Raw genomic sequence first — 18,438 nt, 5'->3', positions numbered from 1 at the left:
TCATGCGTGAGTCTTGGGAAATTATTAAAAAAATCTTGCTTTACTTTCTTCTAACTGGTGCTACCCTGGTTATGAGCTTCCCGCTGTTTTGGATGATCTCTTCTTCCTTAAAGACACTGGAAGAGACCAACGCGGCGGGGATTGTCTGGCTGCCTGAGAATCCTTCGTTAAACACTTACCTGGCAATCTTCCAAAACAGCGACTTTCTGCGCGCCTACTTTAACACCGTTTTTTTTGTCACCCTGGCGCTGGTGGGTACGCTCTTTTCCATTGCGGTGGTGGCGTACGCTTTCAGCCGCATTGATTGGCCGGGCCGTAATTTTGTCTTCTTCCTGATGCTGGCTACCATGATGATCCCACCTCAGGCGCTGATCGTTCCGCAGTATGTTTTCTTCAACAAGCTGGATTGGATCGGAACCTTCAACCCGATTATCATCCCCGGTTATTTCGCGGGCGGCGCGGCAATGGTCTTTTTGTTGCGCCAATCCATGTCGCAGATTCCCAAAGAGCTGGATGAATCCGCTTTTGTGGATGGGGCCAATCACATCCAGATTTTCTGGGAAGTGGTGATGCCGCTGGTGAAAGCGCCGCTGGCAACCGTGGCTACTTTTCTGTTCGTCGGGTTGTGGAACAGCCTGCTGGCGCCATTAATGTATTTGCAAACCGTGGACCTGTATACGCTGCCTGTGTATGTATCCACGCTGTATAACATCAATTTGACCGTCCAGCAGTGGCCCACCATTATGGCCGCCGCGGTGCTCACCACGGTACCGCTGATGGTGGTCTTCTTCTTTGCCCAGCGCTTCATTCTGGAAGGGGTGGTCGTTTCTGGATTGAAAGGTTAAGGCGTGGAAGCTTCTTCATTGATCGGACAAAAACTGCTGCTGGCGTTCACAGGCAAGAGCATGACGTCGCAAGTGGAAACAGCGATACGAGAGTACGCTCCCGCCGGGCTGACGCTTTTTCGCTCATTGAATGTGGATAGCCCTGCTCAACTGCGCGAGCTGACCGCCGCACTGCAATCCATCGCGCGAGCGCGGGGGCTGCCGCCGCTGCTGATCGCGGCAGACCAGGAAGGCGGCCAGCTAATGGCGATTGGCGGGGAATGCACCCCGCTGCCGGGCAATATGGCGCTGGGGGGAGGTGGATCGGAAGCGCTGGCGGTTCAGGCTGGTGAAGTGCTGGGCCGGGAACTGCTGGCGATGGGTGTGAATGTTAATTACGCGCCGGTGTGCGATGTCAACATTAACCCGCGCAACCCGGTGATTGGCATCCGCTCTTTTGGGGAAAACCCGGAAGAGGTGGGCCGGCTGGCCAGCGCCATGATTCGCGGCATCCAATCACAGGGGGTTGCCGCCACCGCCAAGCATTTCCCCGGTCACGGTGATACGGCCAGCGATTCACATCATGGGCTTTCTTCCGTTCCGCACGCGCTTGACCGCCTCAGACGGGTTGAGTTTCTTCCCTTTAAGAATGCGATCGCGGGCGGTGTGCAGATGGTCATGAGCGCGCACCTGGCGCTGCCAGCGCTCGACGGGCCAGACGCGCCCCCCGCCACGCTTTCCCAGCGCATTTTGCGGGGGCTTCTCCGCGAAGAGTTGGGTTTTGACGGTGTGATTGTAACCGACGCGATGGACATGAAGGCGATCCGCCAGGGCGAGGCGCTGGGCGAAGACGCGCTGCGCGCGGTTGCCGCGGGAGTGGATTTGTTGTTGCTTACGTCCGATCCAGCGGATCAGCGCCGCGTGTTCACCAGCCTGCAAACGGCAGCGCAAGAGGGCGCGCTGGACGCTGAAGAGACAATGAAATCCATTGACCGCATCCTCTCACTCAAGCGCTGGCTGGCGGGTTTTTCGCAGCCCGACTTGAGCGTGGTGGGCTGCGCGGATCACCTGGCAGTGGCGGATGCAATCGCGGAAAAATCCATTACCCTGGTTCGTGACCAGCACCGTCTGCTGCCGTTGCGGCTGCGACCTGATCAGCGTGTGGCGGTGATGCAGTTCAAACCGGCCGATCTGACCCCCGCGGATACTTCATCTTATATCACCCCTGGTCTGGCCGCCGCGCTGCGCTTGTACCACCCGGCGGTGGATGAGTGGATTGTGCCGATGAATCCGGATGAGCGCGAAATCACGGACTTGTTGGAACGACTGCGGCCGTATGATGTGCTGGTGATAGGCACGCTGAACGCGTTTGCTTCTGAGGGGCAATCGGAATTGGTGCGCCAGGCATTAAAACTGGAATTACCAACCGTGGTCGCGGCGCTGCGCCTGCCATACGATCTCACCGCTTTCCCCGAAGCGCCTGTGTTTGTATGCACTTACGGTATTCAAGAGCCTTCCATGCGGGCGCTGGCAAAAGCATTGTTTGGGATCATCAAAATCAGCGGGCGCTTACCCGTTTCCATTGAGGGGCTCTACCCGGTGGGGTGGGGCATGGGAGAGAATCCGGCAACCAGGCCTGAATAGAGGCCTATTTATCTGGTCTGTCTTGGTCAGGTGGATGTTTGGCCGGATGACTGGCTGAGATGGTGGATGATTTCGTCCGCCCCCAATTCGATGGTTTTGTTGGTCATGTTAATCACGGTAAATCCATTTTGCCGGAACAATTTCAGCGCGTCTTGGATTTCTTCATACACAGCGACCGGGTCGGTGTACGAAGAAGAACCGGGCGCGCCGATGTGTCTCTGACGCCGCAGGCGAAAATTGACCAAAGCGTGAGGATCGATAGTAAGCCCAAAAACGCGGTGGGGTTCCAGACTGAACAGAGTGGACGGGATGGCTAATTGGGGAACAAGCGGGTAGTTCGCCACCTTCCAACCCAAAACCGCCAGATACAGGCTCAGAGGTGTTTTGCCCACCCGCGATACGCCCACAATGACTGCTTCCGCTTGCGGCCAGTCCTCCGGGTTTTTTCCATCGTCATGCGCCATGGCAAAATCGATGGCTGCCACACGGTCATAGTAAACGCGGTGAAGTTTGCGGTATAGCCCCGGCTGGCCGAGCGGCTCCGTTCCCGTCTTTTGTGAAACCCATTGAATGAGAGGCCCCATCAGATCGAAAGATGCCACGTTTAAACGGGCGGCTTCACGGTTGAGATGGTTATTAAGATGAGAATCGACCAGGGTGGAGACGATCAACCCATCTGACAGCAGGGCTTTTTGCAGCACTTCATCAATTTGCTCTGACTGGCGAATATTCCCCACAGTGACTACATTCACAGCATCATCGGGAAATTGCGCCAGCATGGTGTGGATTAATTGTTCACCGCTGGCGCCCACCCCGCCTGAGACAATGAAGATGGATGGCGTAGCCTGTTCTTCCATAATTCCATTATATATTTTGAATTCTGAATCCATATTAATTTCATGAAAATCGCAAGCTTTTTTGGATGACCTATATGTCAATGCTTATATATGTCATTATTGACATATATATTTAATCTTGCTATACTTAAAACATGATCCGTTTCATCTTATTAGGTTTTCTCAATTACAAGCCTATGTCGGGCTATGATTTAAAACAAATACTGGACCATTCCACAGCGCATTTCTGGCACGCGCATCACAGTCAAATTTACACCAATCTGCGCCAGATGGAAGAAGAAGGTCTGGTGACCTCGCAGTTTATCCAGGAGGAAGGACAACCAAACCGGCGGATTTATCATGTAACTGAGATGGGAAAAGCCGCCCTAAAAGGATGGTTGGACCGGCCTATGCAGGAGATGAGCCCGATCAAAGAGGAACTGCTGGTGAGATTGTTTTTCTCTGGACAGCGCGAATCGCATCAAATTATTGCCGAACTTCAGCACCAACGCAGGTTACACTTGCAACGCCTGAAAGAGTATGAAAATATAACTGTCCGTATGGGTGACGAAAAGAAGCCAATAGAACTGGAACGCGAATCCCGGTTTTGGCATGCGACGATACAGCTTGGCTTGCGATATGAAAAGGCTTATTTGGAATGGCTGGATGAAACCATTCAGATGGTTGAATCGCTTTAATATTTTTTTGTCTTATTATGTCATAAATTACATGTTAGTAATGACATGATTGATATAAAGGAAAGGAACCTCTTATGAAAATCCTCGTGTTGAACGGAAGCCCCAAAGGGGGCATCAGTGTGACCATGCAGTATGTAAATTACCTGCAAAAGATTCACCCTGAAGTTTCTTTTGAATCGGTAAATATTGCCCAACAGATTCGAAAGATAGAGACCGACCCCCAGGAGTTTGACAAAATCATATCCCGCGTGCGTTTAGCGGATGGAGTTTTGTGGGCATTTCCCCTCTACATACTCATTGTGCATGCTCATTACAAGCGTTTTATTGAATTGGTGAATGAACGGGGAGTGATGGATGCTTTCGCTGGAAAATACGCCGCTTCACTTTTTACCAGCATTCATTTCTTTGACCATACTGCTCATAACTACATTCATGGTATCTGTGACGATTGGGGTATGCGGTATATTGAAGCATTTTCACCCGATATGGTTGATCTCCTTGAGGAAAAAGGCCGAACCCAATTGAAACAGTTTGGGCAGCGGTTTCTCCACGCTATTGAATCCAGGGCGTTGACACAGCGGCAATATCCACCCCTATCTCAACGTGAATTTCTCTACAAGGCATCACTGATATCCGCGATGCTTGATGCGGGAGAAAAGAAGGTGGTAATTGTGTACGATGGCGGACGGCCAGGCAGCAACATCGAGGAAATGGTTAAAACATGCCAGGCGGCGATTTCTGGAAATGTGCAGGTAATTGACCTTAACCAGGTTGAGATTAAATCCAGCTGCCAGGGATGCTTGCATTGTGGGTACAACAATGTTTGTTCGTTTGAGGGGAAAGACAGTTTTACCGAGTTCTATCGCACAACGATTATGACTGCGGATGTGCTGGTCTACGCGGGGACGGTTGTTGATCGCTACCTTTCCTCTCGTTGGAAAACTTTTTTTGACCGTTCTTTCTTCAATACCCACACCCCGGTGTTGATTGGAAAACAACTTGCTTATGTAATTTCCGGTCCCGTCAGCCAGTTGCCAAACCTACAAGAAATTTTATATGGATACGCCGAATTTCAGCAGGCTAATATTGTTGGTCTGGTCAGTGATGAATATGGTGATGCATCTGAAATCGAGCGGCTGCTGCAACAGCTGATGGTTTCTGCAGTGCAAATGGCGGAGGCACGCGCTACCCGCCCGATGACGTTTCTTGGGGAAGGTGGGTTGAAGGTCTTCCGTGATGATATTTGGGGCCGCCTGCGTATGGTTTTCCGGGCTGATCACCACGCGTACCAACGATTGGGCTTTTATAAGACCTTTCCACAGCGCAATTGGCTTTCGCGAATCACCAATTCCATCATGCTTGGTTTACTACGTATACCACCCTTCCGTAAGGGTTTTAACCAACAGATCACACGCCAAATGGTGCAACCAGCCCAAAAGGTAATTGAATCCGCCAACTTGAATCGCTGAGTGAAACATACGCCAGGCTTTCTCATCCAATTCAGTTTCATCAAGAGGAAAACGGTCGCCTTGCGGCCGTTTTATTGTCGCATAAGATTGATTAGAAAAGTAAAACTTTATTTACAATATGTAAAAAATACTTGACAAATAGTAAAGATATATATACAATATGTATAATGAAGTTTACGCAATGAAACTGGTAAAGAATAAGAAGAGGTGAATATGTCTCAACAAGAAAAAACCATTGCTGTCTCGTTTATGAGCCACATTTTGATTCTAGGTTACTTTCTGATCAACCTGTTTCAAATGATGAGAAATGGCGAGCTGGTTGCGACCCGGATTTTTGCATTATGGGCATTGGTCATCGTCACGCTGATTATTGTTAACATCATCGGCAATATCCTCACGAATATATTGCTCGCAATTTTCCATGCGGTGAAGACCCAGCGCGCGGAAGAACCACCTGCCTCTGAATTTATTGAAGACGAGCGCGACAAACTGATTTCTCTGAAAGGCACGCGCGTAACCTATATAACCTTCTCTTTTGGTGTGCTGGCAGCCATGCTCACCTTCGCCTTTGGTCAGCCCCCGTTGGTGATGTTCAGCCTGCTTATTTTGTCTTCGATTGTGGCTGAAATCGCTGGCGATATCTCTCAGATGGTTTTATATCGAAGGGGATTCTAGAATGGAAAAACGTAAGGTTCGCAACAATATTCGCAAGCTGCGTTTTCTTCATAACGAAATGACCCAGGAGCAGTTGGCTGAAGCGGTGGGTGTTACCCGCCAAACGATCAACGCGATTGAAAGCGCGAAATACGCCCCTTCATTGGAACTGGCATTTCGAATCGCCCTTGTGTTTGGCGCGCCGCTGGAGGAGGTGTTCTCATACACCAGCGAGGAGGACTCTACTGGATAATCGTTACACCTTTCTTACGTAATCCCCATCTGATTCAATTGAATAAGCGAGGGCCGCAGAAGTCATCCGGCCCACTCAGGAACGCCGCCAACAGCTGGCAGGCAGTTGGCTTCATGTTGTTATCAACCGGAATAATCACAATCTACATAAGGAGTAAAAATGAAAAAGTTACAAAAATGGGGCGGCGCGGCCGCTCTGTACCAAGCAGCCGCTTATCTGGCAGCTATTGTGTTCTTTCTTTTCATCGCTAATTATCCCAGCATCACCGACCCTCACGAAAAATTAGCATTTCTTCTTGAAAACCAACTGGGTATGTATGGCATGTACACAGCCGCCTATGTGGTTTTTGGTCTTGCGCTGGTCGTGCTGAACCTGGCGCTGTACGACCGTTTGAAAACCGGGTCGCCGGCCGTCATGCAAACGGCTGCCGCTCTGGGATTGATCTGGGCGGGGACCTTAATTGCCAGCGGAATGGTCTTTACCATGGGAATGAAAACCGTGCTGGATCTCTACCCAAAAGATGCAGGTCAGGCATTAACCATCTGGTTGACGATTGAATCGGTATCTTCCGGATTGAGCAGCGGTAATGGGGAAATTCTGGGTGGTTTATGGACACTGCTGGTCAGCCTGGCCGCTTTGCGCTCTGCCCGGCTGCCGAAAGCGCTCAATTATCTGGGATTGGCCGTCGGTTTTGTTGGTTTGCTCTCTGCTGTGCCGCCGCTCAATGATCTGACCGCTGTGTTTGGTCTTACCCAGTTGGTGTGGTTCATCGGGTTGGGAATCACTTTGCTTCAGAAAAATTCCAATGTATTTGATTCATAACCATTTTTCTCAATGTGAGGTCATGATGGAAGAAAACCGAAAAACTGCTTTTATGGTTGGTGTTTTGTTTATCATCGGGACGGTTGCGGGTGTATTGAGTCTTCTGGTGACCGGTCCTGTATTGAATGCCCCGGATTATCTGGTGAAAATCGCCGAGAAGCAGAACCAATTGATTCTTGGCTCCTTGTTGGTGTTGGTGATGAGTTTTGCTCTTGCCTTTGTGCCGGTGATGATGTTTCCTGTGTTCAAGAAGCGCAATGAAATTGTCGCGCTTGGCTACCTGATTATCAGAGGGGCGTTGGAGACAGTCACTTATTTGGGAGGTGCTATCGGCTGGCTAATGCTGGTCGCCCTCAGCCAGGCTTATCTACAGGCAAGCCCTGTAAACGCCGCAAGTTTTGAAGTGCTGGGAAATATGCTGCTCAAAGAAGCCGAGATTAGTTCCCAATTGACCGCCATCGTCTTTCCTTTGGGCGCGCTGCTCTTCTACTATGGATTGTTCCAACAAAGACTTATCCCACGGTGGTTATCTGTGTGGGGAATCATTGCTGTGCTGATGCATCTGATTTCTACTGGTTTATTGGGTCTGTTTGCGATGATTGATCCCATGTCACCGGTTCAATTCGCTTTGAATTTCCCGATCTTCTTGCAGGAAATGGTCATGGCGGTTTGGCTGATTGTGAAGGGATTCAATCCTTCGGCTAGCCATCGTATATAGACCTGGAACACAACTCTTGAAAGCAGCTGTTTATATCAAATTCGATTTGTCAGTAGTATTCCAACCCGTGGAGATTCCGATAGGTTTTGCATGATTAGGAACCATACAAAGGATCGATTATTTCTGGTTGAAGTCGAATCGAAAATCTAGCCATGGTGGGATGAAACCTGACATGACCATATGGAAAATGACAAACAACCCAATATGGAATTCTCATTTGCATTTCAGGAATAATTAAATATACTTCAAATATATAATCGACGGTATCTTCAGACGGAGCTCTAGTTGCTGCTCTACTTGGACATTTTTCCGTCAGTAAGAATCCCTTGTTTTGTCCTGATAATTAAATTCATGGGCAAGAACCCACCCACTTGACTAGCGCTTAAAGAGCGAGAATCGTCATGGAACGGTTTGTTAACGCATTAATTAAAACGAAACTCTTTATACCTCGGCCACGGCACAAAACCCTGGCGCGTCCAGCTTTGATCAATCAATTAAATGCGGGGTTGAATAGCTCGCTGATCCTGCTCTCCGCTCAGGCTGGGTCCGGAAAGACCACGCTCTTGGTTGAGTGGCTGGGACAGGTCAAGCTGCCGGCTGTATGGTTATCGTTGGATGAAAATGATAACGAGATCAACCGCTTTCTAGCGTATCTTGTGACAACCATTCAAATCGCCTGGCCAGATTTTGGTGAGACGATCATTGCCGCGATTCGTTTAGCCCAACCACCTCCCACCGAATCCATTCTGGCCTGGCTGGTCAATGAATTGGTCGAACGACGAGAAGAGTTGATCATCGTACTTGATGATTATCATGTAATCAAGCTGGAAACGATTCACACTGCTATAAATTTTTTAATTGAGCATCTTCCATCACAAATCCATCTGGTCATCGCGACCCGATCAGACCCGCCCCTGGGGTTGCCGCGTCTACGGAGCCGTCTCTGGCTCACCGAGGTACGGTCGGCGCAGCTTCGGTTTAGCCGCTCGGAAGCCGAGGAGTTCTTATCGGAAGTGATGGGTTTGAACCTTTCGAGCGACATGCTGGCCTTATTAGAGAAGCGAACCGAGGGCTGGATTGTGGGATTGCAGCTTGCAGGTCTCTCGCTGCGAGGCGCCAGCGACCCTGATGGATTTGTGCAAGCATTTTCAGGGAGCCATCTCTATATTCTCGACTATTTAATCGATGAGGTTCTTCAGCGTCAACCTCCAGAGATTCAGGCATTCCTTTTGCAAACATCCATCTTGAACCGTATGTCGGCTTCGCTTTGCGATGCGGTATGGAAGCCTCAAGAGACGCCATCTCAGGGTATTCGCTCTTCTGAAGACTGCTTAGCTTATATCAACCGCAACAATTTATTCTTAATATCGCTGGATGATGAACGCCGATGGTTTCGCTACCATCACCTTTTTGCTGATCTTTTGCGCCACCAATTAGCACGATCGATGGGGAACCAGGTCGATGACTTACACCAGCGCGCAAGTTGTTGGTTTGAGCAGCAAGGTTTAATCTCGGAAGCGCTCTGGCATGCTATTCGGGCAAACGACTATAACCGGGCAGCTGATTTGATCGAAACCAGGGCACATGATTTGATTTTACAGGGTTATATCGTGAGAATCGGAGAGTGGTTGGCGGCGGTGCCCGATGATCTTGTACTCGCCCGGCCTTTGTTGAGCCTTTATCAAGCCTGGTACCTGGTTTTGACTGGCGAGGCTCAGCCGGTTGAGACCTATTTAAGTGCCGTCGAGCACCATCTGAAAGGAGAACCGAATAACAGTCAACTCTTGCGTGAGACCGTGGCGGCCATCCGCGCTTTTATGGCAGGCAAGACTCTGGACGCTCCGAGAGCCATTGAAGCGGCACAAAATGCCCTTGCAATCATCAGTGAAGAAAATGTTTTTTTGCGGGCCACCGCTTACTACAACCTGGGGGTGGCCTCCTTGATGGTCAATGATTTGCCGAGTGCGTGCCAGGCATTAAGAGAGTCTGGTCGGCTGGGGGCGATGTCGCATAACCTTAATGTAGCAGTGCCCTCTCTGACTTCCCTGGGTGTACAAGAGATGGCGCTTGGTCGTTTACACCAGGCAGAGAAAACTTTCCACGAGGCTCTGCAATTGGCGATTGATTCCGACGGCCATCGATTGCCTCTTTCCATGCGTCCCCTGGCGGCTTTAAGCGAACTCCATTATGAGTGGAATCACCTGGATCTTGCCAGGCAATTTGCCCAGGAGGGTTGTGCTCAAGAGGGTGGGTGGGGAAACACAGCGGCTGCAACCCAAGCCTACCAGGCATTATGCCAGGTTTGCCTGGCACAGGGGGATCTCTCCGCGGCCCAAACAACCTGTGATAAAGCCGATGAATTTGTCCGGTTCTATCATCTGCCTGACTGGCACGATGCGAATGCAAAACGGTGCCGGGTTCGTTTGTGGTTGCATCCTGGCATCAGCAACCTGGCGGCTGCTCTTCGTTGGGCAGAAAAGGAGCAGGAAAAAATTAATATTAACGAACCATTACCCTACCTGCGCGAAGTTGGAAATATTGCCATTGCGCGAGTTTGGGTGGCGGCAGGACGCGAGAAAGCTGCGCTGGAGCTATTAGAGCGTCTGCACACATCAACCCAAGATAGCGGCCGGGTTGGCGCACAGATTCAGATATGGGTTTTGCAAGCATTGGCTCGGAGTGGTCTGGGTGAGAATCAAGCCGCCTTGAAAATCCTGGATCAGGCGCTGGCGCTTGCCGAACCAGAAGAATACGTGCGCTCAATTATTGATGAGGGGGCTGGGGTGGCCGCCTTGCTGGTGGAAATGGTGACGCGGCATCAAACAGCACACCTGAACTATGCTATCCGGCTGCTCTCGGCGATGGGTTATACGGTGGATCCTCATACTCATACCATTCAGCTCTCAGGAGTTCCGGCGGCTGGATTGACTGTTGCGGAAGCCGGGTCTGTTGGCAGTTTGGTTGAACCACTGACCGAGCGCGAGATGGAAGTGTTGGTTTGTCTGGCGCGAGGGATGACGAATTCCGAAATTGCAGGCCAACTTGTCGTGGCCGTCAGCACGGTCAAACGGCATATCAATCATGTTTTTGCCAAACTGGGCGTGACCAGTCGCGCGAAAGCCATTATTGAAGCCCGAAAGTTGGGCATTCTCTAAATCCTTCTCTCAGGAATACACGTTTTCTTCAACCGGTGGGCATTTCCGTCCGCCGGTTTTTTATTGCGCAAATACACCCGAAAATACACCCGCGCAGGCTCTTTCACCCGTTTCAGGTGGACGACAAGACAGGGAGCATTTTCTATAATCCAATCAATAAAGATTTGTTAAGTAGAGCAAAAGCATTTTCCAGGAGAGTTTATGACAATATCTCACACAGATTCAGTAGCAATCTTCGAAATCCAAGTCAAAGGTTCACTGGCACCTGCCTGGTCGGATTGGTTTGCCGGTTTTGACTTGAGTTCGGATGAGAACGGCAACACCATCATGGTTGGGCCGGTAATCGACCAGGCCGAACTTCACGGAGTATTAGAACGGATCCGTGACTTGGGACTTCAGCTCCTCTCGGTCCGACAGGTGACCAACCATTAATCTGAACAAGACTCTCAGCCAATCATCCAATCGGTTAAGACGAAAATAATGAAAACATTAACTCAAATTTCAATCAAGGGTGTTCTGATATGGTTCTTCGCTTATTTGAGGAGTACTTGGTTAATGACTTGTCATTGAATTTGTAAATCCGATTGGAAAAACGCTCAACAGGACTGACCTACTGACCAGTCGATAATTCTCCAATGGTATAGTGGGCATTATCCGCTTCACCGTTATGATTACATAATAAGGAGTCATTAAAATGAAAAAATTTATTCCCATCTTACTTATATTTGCCTTCACTTTTGGAATGGCAGGCTGTTCATCAGGAACTCCGGAAACAATCGTTATAAAGAATGTTCGCGTCATCGTCGGCAATGGAAAAATTTTGCCAACAGCCTCGGTTGTGATTAAGGATGGCCTTATTCAAACCATTTCGACCGAGGCGGTGAACATCAGCGGTGCGCAGATCATTGATGGCACCGGAAAAAGCCTGATGCCGGGTCTCATTGATGCTCATTTGCATATTTTCTACAGCTTTGACAAAGGCGAAGCGGCTTACCGCGCATTGCTGGAGAACCAGATTCCCACACAGATGAATAACTTCTTGAAACATGGGGTCACTACGATCAAGTCACTGAATGACCCGCTCGACATTGTTCTGGAATTACGACAACAACTGCAAGATCAGAAAATTCCTGGCCCGCGGCTGCTCACTGTTGGCCCCAATTTCACCGCCCCAGACGGGCATCCCGCGCTGACCCTGACTGCCGATGATCCCTGGTCGCGCGCGCAGATGTCCATTGAAGTGGACGACGCCGAGATTGCCCGGGAAAAGGTACGCGAATTGGCCGCCAGGAAGATTGATGCCATCAAGCTGTCTTATCAGGGCGGCGAGATGGAGACTTTTGACCAGCCGGTTGTGGTTCAAAAACTCTCTGAAGAGGTGTTGCGAGCCGTCATCGATGAGGCGCACAAACAAAACCTGCGCGCTACCGTGCATGTCTGGTATGAGCAGGACGCGATGGAGGCACTGGAAGCCGGGGCCGACGGCATCGAGCATGGTCTGGTGGGGATGCGCCTGACAGGCGATGCCTTGCCGCAGTTGCTCATCGAGAAACAAGCTTTCTTTGTGCCCACGCTGCAAATCCTGCAAACCTCGACCGATGCGCAAAAACTTCCCATCTCCATGCAAAACCTGAAAGATTTTTCTGATGCGGGTGTTTCGATTGCGATGGGCACCGATATGAACTGCTCCTTCCAAACTGGCGGCGCGGCCGAGATTGAGGAAATGGAGTTGATGCAGCAGGCAGGCATGACCCCGATGCAGATTATCATCGCGGCGACCAGCAATGCCGCTCAACACCTGGGACTAGCAAATGAGATTGGCACGATTGAACAAGGAAAAATCGCTGATTTGGTTCTGGTGGATGGCGACCCGACCAGCAACATCTCAGAAATTCGCAGAATTGTCTATGTTTTTCAATCGGGGAAAATTGTTTACGACCCGTCCAAAGAGAAACCTGAAACCAAGGGCCAGAATGTGGTTACCTGGTTCGATATCCCGGTTCAGGATCTTGACCGCGCCAAAGCTTTTTATGAACAGGTCTTGGATATCAAATTATTCGGGATGAGTTTCGGTGAGGTCAAATTTGCAGCCTTTCCAGAAAAAAGTAATGCCTCCGGTGCTGCGGGTTGGCTGATCCAAAACGAAAATAACCAGCCTACGGGACAGGGAACAGTTGTCTATTTTCAGGTGGATGATTTGGACCAGGCCATCAGCCGCGTGCAGGCCGCTGGCGGCATCGTCTTGCAGCCCAAATTTGAAATGGGGCAACTGGGGTACATCTGCCTGATCCAAGACACGGAAGGGAACATCATCGGCTTGCGCTCGGTTCATGACCCGTCCAAAGAGAAACCTGAAACCAAGGGCCAGAACGTGGTCACCTGGTTGGATATCCCGGTTCAGGATCTTGACCGCGCCAGAGCCTTTTATGAACAGGTCTTGGGTACCAATTTATTCGCCATGAGTTTTGGGGATGTCAAATTTGCAGCCTTTCCAGAAAAAAGTAATGCCTCCGGTGCTGCGGGTTGGCTGATCCAAAACGAAAATAGCCAGCCTTCGGGACAGGGAACAGTTGTTTACTTTCAGTTGAATGATTTGGACCAGGCTATCAGCCGTGTCCAGGCCGCTGGCGGCATCGTCTTGCAGCCCAAATTTGAAATGGGACAACTGGGGTACATTTGCCTGATCCAGGACACGGAAGGGAATATCATCGGCTTGCGCTCGGCAAAATAGGATCCACCCGACCGGCACACATCTTTGCCCTGGAGATGAAGGCCAACACATCAACGTCTCTGTCCGTTTATGGAGAATGAAGTATGAATCGCAAAATATCTATACACGTTATGCAAGAAACGCTCAAGCAAATTTTTACTTTTCACTGGAATCCCAACAAAGATCTAATTGCTGTTGCCGTTACCGTATTGCTGGTGATGGGCGGTATCTCTATCGCGACAAATATCAACGGGCAACAAGATAGAGGGGGCATCCCTTATTTCATCGTGTACGCGGTTATCACGGCAGCGCTCTGCGGGGTGGCCCTCCCCTTGTACTGGACAGTATTTATTCGCCATCGCTCATTAGAATCTCTGGGAATGACCCGAAAATGGTTGCGCAGAAGTCATTTTATTCAATTGATTTTTGTTATTCTGCAATTTGCTGGCATCATGGGAAAAGTCCAGTTTCCGCCCCTCGCGCAATTGCTGCCCCTGATTGGTCTGGCCATGTTCATCGGATTCTTTGAGACCGTCTTTTGGCGTGGATGGGTGCAAACGCGGCTTGAAGCGGCCTTCGGGATTCTCCCATCGGTAGTTCTGAGCGCCGCGTTGTACGCCTTGCATTACCTTGCCTATGGCGCATCTCTGGTAGACCTCCTTTCTCTATTCCTGGCTGGTCTCTTGTACAGCATTGTTTTCCGCCTGACCAGCAATGTCTTGATCATCTGGCCTGTCTTTCTGCCCATGCGCATCCTGATCAGTTTGATCAACGATGGAAGGACCATCTCGATGCCTGCTGTCCTCGGCTTGTTTGGGGTTTGGCTTCTTATGTTGGGGCTGGTTCGCGTGGCAGGGCAATATCACCAGACACATACGCAGCTTCCAATTACGATATTACCTGTGGGGAGTGAATAAAATGAACTCACTCAGAAAACTTTCAGTCCTGATTGAAGAGTACACCAATATCCGCAATTTCGTGGTGATGCTGGTTCTGTTTGTCCTCGTTACCGGGACGATGGAGGTTTGCCCCTTCGGTTCGATCCATCTCAGGAACATCAGCAACGGAGTAGGAATGCTCGACATGCTATCTGGTGGGTATTCTTCTTCGCTCGTTTACAGCATGTTCGAGCGTATTGGGGAAGCGGGCAGAATTGGCTACGCCCAGTTGCTTGGTCTGGATATTGTTTTCGCGCTGGTATATATGTGCCTGCTCTCGTTGCTGACCACGCTTCTGCTGCGCGGGTCAGGAATTGGCAAGCAATGGATTTTACTAAATTTGCTGCCGGTTGCGCGTAGTGGGCTGGACCTGTTGGAAAATGGCCTGCTCCTGACACTGCTTTTTAGCTATCCGGTGCGCCTGGAATTGTTGGTGAACATTGCCAGTACAATAACGATTGCGAAATGGGTTGTCTATTTCATCATCCTTGCCCTGCTTGCCGTTTTGGGTATCTATGCGGCGATCAGGAAAATTGTGGTGAGAACACGATCCCGTGCTACACCCGGCGCGTAGCCTTCTGGCGGCCCACAGATACAGAACAAAACAAATTTACATATCGTTGTACCAATTCTCCCAAGAATAAGAGGATTTAGGAATGAATATACAAGAAGAAAACATCAACATTGTAAAGAGCCTGTATGAGGCATTTGGCAAACGCGATATTAATCGAATTCTCGCAATGCTCCACCCAGATGTTGAATGGGGGGAGCCTTCCAATCCGTTCAATCCGGCAGGTGGAACTCACCACGGGCATGCTGGCTTTTTGGAATGGGCAAACATTGGGCGGCAGTCGGAGGAAATTTTGGTGTTGCAACCAATCAAAATGTTGACCGATCATGACTCAGTTGCCGTTGTGGGCACCATGAAATGCCTTGCGCTCCCAACGGGCAAGACCTATGAATCAGACTTTGTCCATTTGGTGACAATCGAGGCTGGTAAAGTCACGAAATTTCAGGAATTTTTCGATACATATCTCGCAGGCGAAGCATTCAGACCATAAGAGCATTCGGAAACTGTAATAACTTAATTGAGGATACGGAGAAAATTTGATGTGTACCACTTTTATTTGTGAATCTGGAGATCAGTTTTTCTTGGCGAATAACGAAGATATTTTTCTGCCTAGCGGCATGTTATTCACCAACCAGCGCGGGATTCACAAAACTGCCCTGCTCATGCCCCCTGAGGTACCCCTTCAATGGCTTTCCTGTTACGGAAGTGTGGTTTTTAGCCAATCTGGAAAAGAATTTCCATCAGGCGGGATGAATGAAGTTGGCCTTATTGTCGAACAAACAACGCTGCGCGAGACCCAATATCCATCGTTGGATTCACGCCCTGCGGTCAAGGAATTACAGGTTATCCAGTTTTTATTGGATACTTGTGAAACGGTGCCCCAGGCATTGAAATCGCTTGCTGAAGTTAGGATTTCCCAAACAACTTCAACCATTCAATATATCCTGCTGGATCGAAAAGGCAATTCTGCCATCGTTGAATATTTGAATGGACACATGCAAGTCTTTGAGGATGATTGCATGCCTGTACCTGTCCTGACCAATACCATCTATACTGAAGCACTCAATTTCCTGAATTCCAACGGCAATAAACTCCCTGCATTTCTGGATGAGTATGCTAAAAATTCTGTAGAAAGGTTTTGCGTAACTGCCAGTTTGTTGGAACAGATGGATAATGGCAGCAAACCACAAGTATCTGATTTATATAAAATCCTTGATGCGGCTCAACGCCCAGATACCATCTGGAAAATCATTTATGATCCAATTTCATTGACAATTCACATTAAGACTCAATGGGATCGTAGTGAGAAATGGATAAACTTAACCGAGTTTGATTTTTCCGACAAAGCTGCTTCATTTTCTTTTGATTTACAGCAACACATTGACGGCAATCTACGTTCTCATTTCACGGAGTATTCTACGGATATTAATCGCCAGTTGATCTACAGTTTTTTTCACCATGAGATGATCCGGCAGGTGTTAAAGATCGAACTTCCTGATGACCTTTTGGAGTATCTGGCAAGTTACCCCATGCAGATGGGTATTGCATAGAGCAATTTGAAATTGAACCCCTTGGGCATCAAGCTAAGGGTAGAAAAAAATCCATTTTGTCAAGATGAGATTGCCACATTAACTCTTGGAGAAAGAGAGCCCAAGGGGAACCATAGTACAAATTCAGGCAGCGTCGAAGCGGACATTAGAACGACTCGTTCCGGGACAAGCAGTGCGGATTCTCGAAGGTAAAGAAATCTATTTGATTGATACCTGATAACTGGTGAAATGAGAAACGGATCTTTGACAAATCCATGTCGAAGATCCGTTTTCTTCTTTATCGAGCTGCGTTCGACCACTGCGAAGGCTAAATGAGCTGCCAGTATTCTCTGCTGATGTTGTATGGGTCCATTAAAATTTTCGGGTATGATAATATCAATTAATCATTGTTGACATTGGATTCAAATTGTTTTCAATGGGATTGGCTTCAAATGAATGATCAAATCCTCAATTAGGGATGGAGAGATTTGTTTGATTCGACTATGAGGAGACTCTCCATGCAAATTACCCGTGAAAGCAAGCTGTTCGACGTTTTGCAGGCCTTCCCGTTCTTGGAAGTGCAAATTATTGACTACGCTCCTGCATTCAAAAACTTAAAGAACCCGCTGCTGCGCCGCACGTTAGGAAAACTTGCCACATTGGAGAAGGTGGCGCAGGTGGGTGGGGTGGATGCGATTGAATTTGTCAATGCGCTGCGCCGCTCGGTTGGGCAAGCGGATTTGAGCGCCGGGCCAGCTGAATCTTCGGCGGGATTGCCCTCTAGCGCGGGTTCTGACCCTGAGTGGATTGTTGGTAAGCCCCAATTTACGCTCGACGGGACGGAAATGCTGAAACGCGGGGAAGTGCCGCTGAAAAGAGTGAATGAACTGCTGAGCCAGCTTACGCCTGGCCGGCACATTTTGTTGGTTTCCAACTTTGAGCCTACTCCCATTCTGGACGCGCTTCAAAAGCAGCACCGGCGGATTTATCACACAATCCATCCAAAGGATCAAAACCAACATCTGACGTATATTGGATAACAGATTTCTATAATTTCCTTAAGTTGTTCGCCTCTTAATGTGCGGGTAATTAAACACGCTGGTTTGTGCCATGCTAAACTGCCTTTGCTCATTCGGGCAGCTCGCGAAAGGAGTATTCTTTAATTTGCCCCCGGTCATAAATAAAATGGTACTGGCGCGTGTGTGAATTCTGAAACACTTCTGGGCCAAAAACGTGAATATTGGATACAACCTCCGGCGAAGTAAAAACCCAATCTTTGGGTTTCCAGGCCAGCCAGCCTTCTTCGGATTGTTGTATATTAAATGAAGGCGCTTGAGCGGTGAAGATATACAGCCCGCCGTCCTCGATTTCAAAACCAGACCAGGTAAGAATCCCGGCATAGCGCGCCGCAGGAATCTCAATGCCAGTTTCTTCTTTCACCTCGCGCAGAATGCTCTGGGAAGGCGTTTCACCGGCTTCAATATGCCCGCCAACGCCGTTCCATAATCCGCGGTTGGGCGGCCGGTTGCGTTTGAGCATCAGGATTGAGTCTTGATGGGTTAAGAAACACAGCGTATATTTTAAGAGCGGCATGGAAAACTCCCTGATGATATGGAT

General features: G+C 49.2%; 18 protein-coding genes. 16 read left to right on the top strand and 2 right to left on the bottom strand.

What is annotated here, in order from left to right; all coding sequences use genetic code 11:
* The first annotated feature begins 2 nt into the window (after window positions 1–2).
* Together ADN00_RS09230 and ADN00_RS09225 are read left to right on the top strand one after the other, a co-directional pair.
* On the top strand, window positions 3–845 hold the full coding sequence (locus tag ADN00_RS09230) for a carbohydrate ABC transporter permease (RefSeq protein WP_075062684.1): 843 nt from the start codon (window positions 3–5) through the stop codon (window positions 843–845).
* 18 nt (window positions 846–863) lie between these two features.
* A complete protein-coding gene (locus tag ADN00_RS09225) occupies window positions 864–2,468 on the top strand; it encodes a glycoside hydrolase family 3 protein (RefSeq protein WP_082390018.1) in 1,605 nt (534 codons plus the stop codon).
* A gap of 26 nt (window positions 2,469–2,494) precedes the next feature.
* Here the strand turns inward: ADN00_RS09225 and ADN00_RS09220 are convergent, their stop codons facing one another.
* Window positions 2,495–3,358, bottom strand: coding sequence for a pyruvate, water dikinase regulatory protein (locus ADN00_RS09220; RefSeq protein ID WP_082390017.1), 864 nt, complete (start codon window positions 3,356–3,358; stop codon window positions 2,495–2,497).
* Window positions 3,359–3,459: 101 nt separating this feature from the next.
* On the opposite strand from ADN00_RS09220, the gene ADN00_RS09215 reads away from it, so the two are divergent.
* The 14 genes from ADN00_RS09215 (at window position 3,460) to ADN00_RS09150 (ending at window position 17,861) form a co-directional block, all read left to right on the top strand.
* Window positions 3,460–4,002: a PadR family transcriptional regulator gene (locus ADN00_RS09215; protein ID WP_075062683.1), complete on the top strand. Its 543-nt coding sequence runs from the start codon at window positions 3,460–3,462 to the stop codon at window positions 4,000–4,002.
* 74 nt (window positions 4,003–4,076) lie between these two features.
* Window positions 4,077–5,471: an NAD(P)H-dependent oxidoreductase gene (locus ADN00_RS09210; protein WP_075062682.1), complete on the top strand. Its 1,395-nt coding sequence runs from the start codon at window positions 4,077–4,079 to the stop codon at window positions 5,469–5,471.
* A gap of 213 nt (window positions 5,472–5,684) precedes the next feature.
* Window positions 5,685–6,146, top strand: coding sequence for a hypothetical protein (locus ADN00_RS09205; protein ID WP_075062681.1), 462 nt, complete (start codon window positions 5,685–5,687; stop codon window positions 6,144–6,146).
* Between the two features lies 1 nt (window position 6,147).
* Window positions 6,148–6,378: a helix-turn-helix transcriptional regulator gene (locus ADN00_RS09200; RefSeq protein ID WP_075062680.1), complete on the top strand. Its 231-nt coding sequence runs from the start codon at window positions 6,148–6,150 to the stop codon at window positions 6,376–6,378.
* Window positions 6,379–6,537: 159 nt separating this feature from the next.
* Window positions 6,538–7,200 (top strand): DUF4386 family protein, encoded by a 663-nt coding sequence (locus tag ADN00_RS09195; RefSeq protein WP_075062679.1) that lies wholly within the window; start codon window positions 6,538–6,540, stop codon window positions 7,198–7,200.
* A gap of 25 nt (window positions 7,201–7,225) precedes the next feature.
* Window positions 7,226–7,918, top strand: coding sequence for a DUF4386 domain-containing protein (locus tag ADN00_RS09190; protein ID WP_075062769.1), 693 nt, complete (start codon window positions 7,226–7,228; stop codon window positions 7,916–7,918).
* 401 nt (window positions 7,919–8,319) lie between these two features.
* A complete protein-coding gene (locus tag ADN00_RS09185) occupies window positions 8,320–11,073 on the top strand; it encodes a LuxR C-terminal-related transcriptional regulator (RefSeq protein WP_075062678.1) in 2,754 nt (917 codons plus the stop codon).
* 201 nt (window positions 11,074–11,274) lie between these two features.
* Window positions 11,275–11,505 carry a hypothetical protein gene (locus ADN00_RS09180; protein ID WP_075062677.1) on the top strand — a complete coding sequence of 77 codons (231 nt, stop codon included), beginning with the start codon at window positions 11,275–11,277 and terminating at the stop codon, window positions 11,503–11,505.
* 262 nt (window positions 11,506–11,767) lie between these two features.
* Window positions 11,768–13,804: an amidohydrolase family protein gene (locus ADN00_RS09175; protein ID WP_075062676.1), complete on the top strand. Its 2,037-nt coding sequence runs from the start codon at window positions 11,768–11,770 to the stop codon at window positions 13,802–13,804.
* An 83-nt stretch (window positions 13,805–13,887) separates the two neighbouring features.
* A complete protein-coding gene (locus ADN00_RS09170) occupies window positions 13,888–14,700 on the top strand; it encodes a CPBP family intramembrane glutamic endopeptidase (RefSeq protein WP_082390016.1) in 813 nt (270 codons plus the stop codon).
* 1 nt (window position 14,701) lies between these two features.
* The gene (locus ADN00_RS09165; protein WP_075062674.1) at window positions 14,702–15,295 is read left to right on the top strand and encodes a hypothetical protein; all 594 of its coding nucleotides are present in this window, start codon (window positions 14,702–14,704) and stop codon (window positions 15,293–15,295) included.
* A gap of 82 nt (window positions 15,296–15,377) precedes the next feature.
* Window positions 15,378–15,782, top strand: coding sequence for a nuclear transport factor 2 family protein (locus ADN00_RS09160; protein ID WP_075062673.1), 405 nt, complete (start codon window positions 15,378–15,380; stop codon window positions 15,780–15,782).
* Window positions 15,783–15,831: 49 nt separating this feature from the next.
* Window positions 15,832–16,842: a carcinine hydrolase/isopenicillin-N N-acyltransferase family protein gene (locus tag ADN00_RS09155; protein ID WP_075062672.1), complete on the top strand. Its 1,011-nt coding sequence runs from the start codon at window positions 15,832–15,834 to the stop codon at window positions 16,840–16,842.
* 497 nt (window positions 16,843–17,339) lie between these two features.
* Window positions 17,340–17,861: a DUF1858 domain-containing protein gene (locus ADN00_RS09150; RefSeq protein WP_075062671.1), complete on the top strand. Its 522-nt coding sequence runs from the start codon at window positions 17,340–17,342 to the stop codon at window positions 17,859–17,861.
* A gap of 88 nt (window positions 17,862–17,949) precedes the next feature.
* Here ADN00_RS09150 and ADN00_RS09145 read toward each other — a convergent pair whose 3' ends face one another.
* On the bottom strand, window positions 17,950–18,414 hold the full coding sequence (locus tag ADN00_RS09145; protein ID WP_075062670.1) for an NUDIX hydrolase: 465 nt from the start codon (window positions 18,412–18,414) through the stop codon (window positions 17,950–17,952).
* Window positions 18,415–18,438: the final 24 nt, after the last annotated feature.

The organism is Ornatilinea apprima (assembly GCF_001306115.1).
GTDB classification, from domain to species: Bacteria; Chloroflexota; Anaerolineae; order Anaerolineales; family Anaerolineaceae; genus Ornatilinea; species Ornatilinea apprima.
Note: the sequence above shows the minus strand (reverse complement) of the source record. Positions and strands in the feature narration are given on the sequence as shown.

Coding starts and splice junctions, on each gene's coding strand:
- ADN00_RS09230 (WP_075062684.1), top strand. CDS start 3: ATGCGTGAGTCTTGGGAAATTATTAAAAAAATCTTGCTTTACTTTCTT.
- ADN00_RS09220 (WP_082390017.1), bottom strand. CDS start 3,358: ATGGATTCAGAATTCAAAATATATAATGGAATTATGGAAGAACAGGCT.
- ADN00_RS09215 (WP_075062683.1), top strand. CDS start 3,460: ATGATCCGTTTCATCTTATTAGGTTTTCTCAATTACAAGCCTATGTCG.
- ADN00_RS09210 (WP_075062682.1), top strand. CDS start 4,077: ATGAAAATCCTCGTGTTGAACGGAAGCCCCAAAGGGGGCATCAGTGTG.
- ADN00_RS09205 (WP_075062681.1), top strand. CDS start 5,685: ATGTCTCAACAAGAAAAAACCATTGCTGTCTCGTTTATGAGCCACATT.
- ADN00_RS09200 (WP_075062680.1), top strand. CDS start 6,148: ATGGAAAAACGTAAGGTTCGCAACAATATTCGCAAGCTGCGTTTTCTT.
- ADN00_RS09195 (WP_075062679.1), top strand. CDS start 6,538: ATGAAAAAGTTACAAAAATGGGGCGGCGCGGCCGCTCTGTACCAAGCA.
- ADN00_RS09190 (WP_075062769.1), top strand. CDS start 7,226: ATGGAAGAAAACCGAAAAACTGCTTTTATGGTTGGTGTTTTGTTTATC.
- ADN00_RS09185 (WP_075062678.1), top strand. CDS start 8,320: ATGGAACGGTTTGTTAACGCATTAATTAAAACGAAACTCTTTATACCT.
- ADN00_RS09180 (WP_075062677.1), top strand. CDS start 11,275: ATGACAATATCTCACACAGATTCAGTAGCAATCTTCGAAATCCAAGTC.
- ADN00_RS09175 (WP_075062676.1), top strand. CDS start 11,768: ATGAAAAAATTTATTCCCATCTTACTTATATTTGCCTTCACTTTTGGA.
- ADN00_RS09170 (WP_082390016.1), top strand. CDS start 13,888: ATGAATCGCAAAATATCTATACACGTTATGCAAGAAACGCTCAAGCAA.
- ADN00_RS09165 (WP_075062674.1), top strand. CDS start 14,702: ATGAACTCACTCAGAAAACTTTCAGTCCTGATTGAAGAGTACACCAAT.
- ADN00_RS09160 (WP_075062673.1), top strand. CDS start 15,378: ATGAATATACAAGAAGAAAACATCAACATTGTAAAGAGCCTGTATGAG.
- ADN00_RS09155 (WP_075062672.1), top strand. CDS start 15,832: ATGTGTACCACTTTTATTTGTGAATCTGGAGATCAGTTTTTCTTGGCG.
- ADN00_RS09150 (WP_075062671.1), top strand. CDS start 17,340: ATGCAAATTACCCGTGAAAGCAAGCTGTTCGACGTTTTGCAGGCCTTC.
- ADN00_RS09145 (WP_075062670.1), bottom strand. CDS start 18,414: ATGCCGCTCTTAAAATATACGCTGTGTTTCTTAACCCATCAAGACTCA.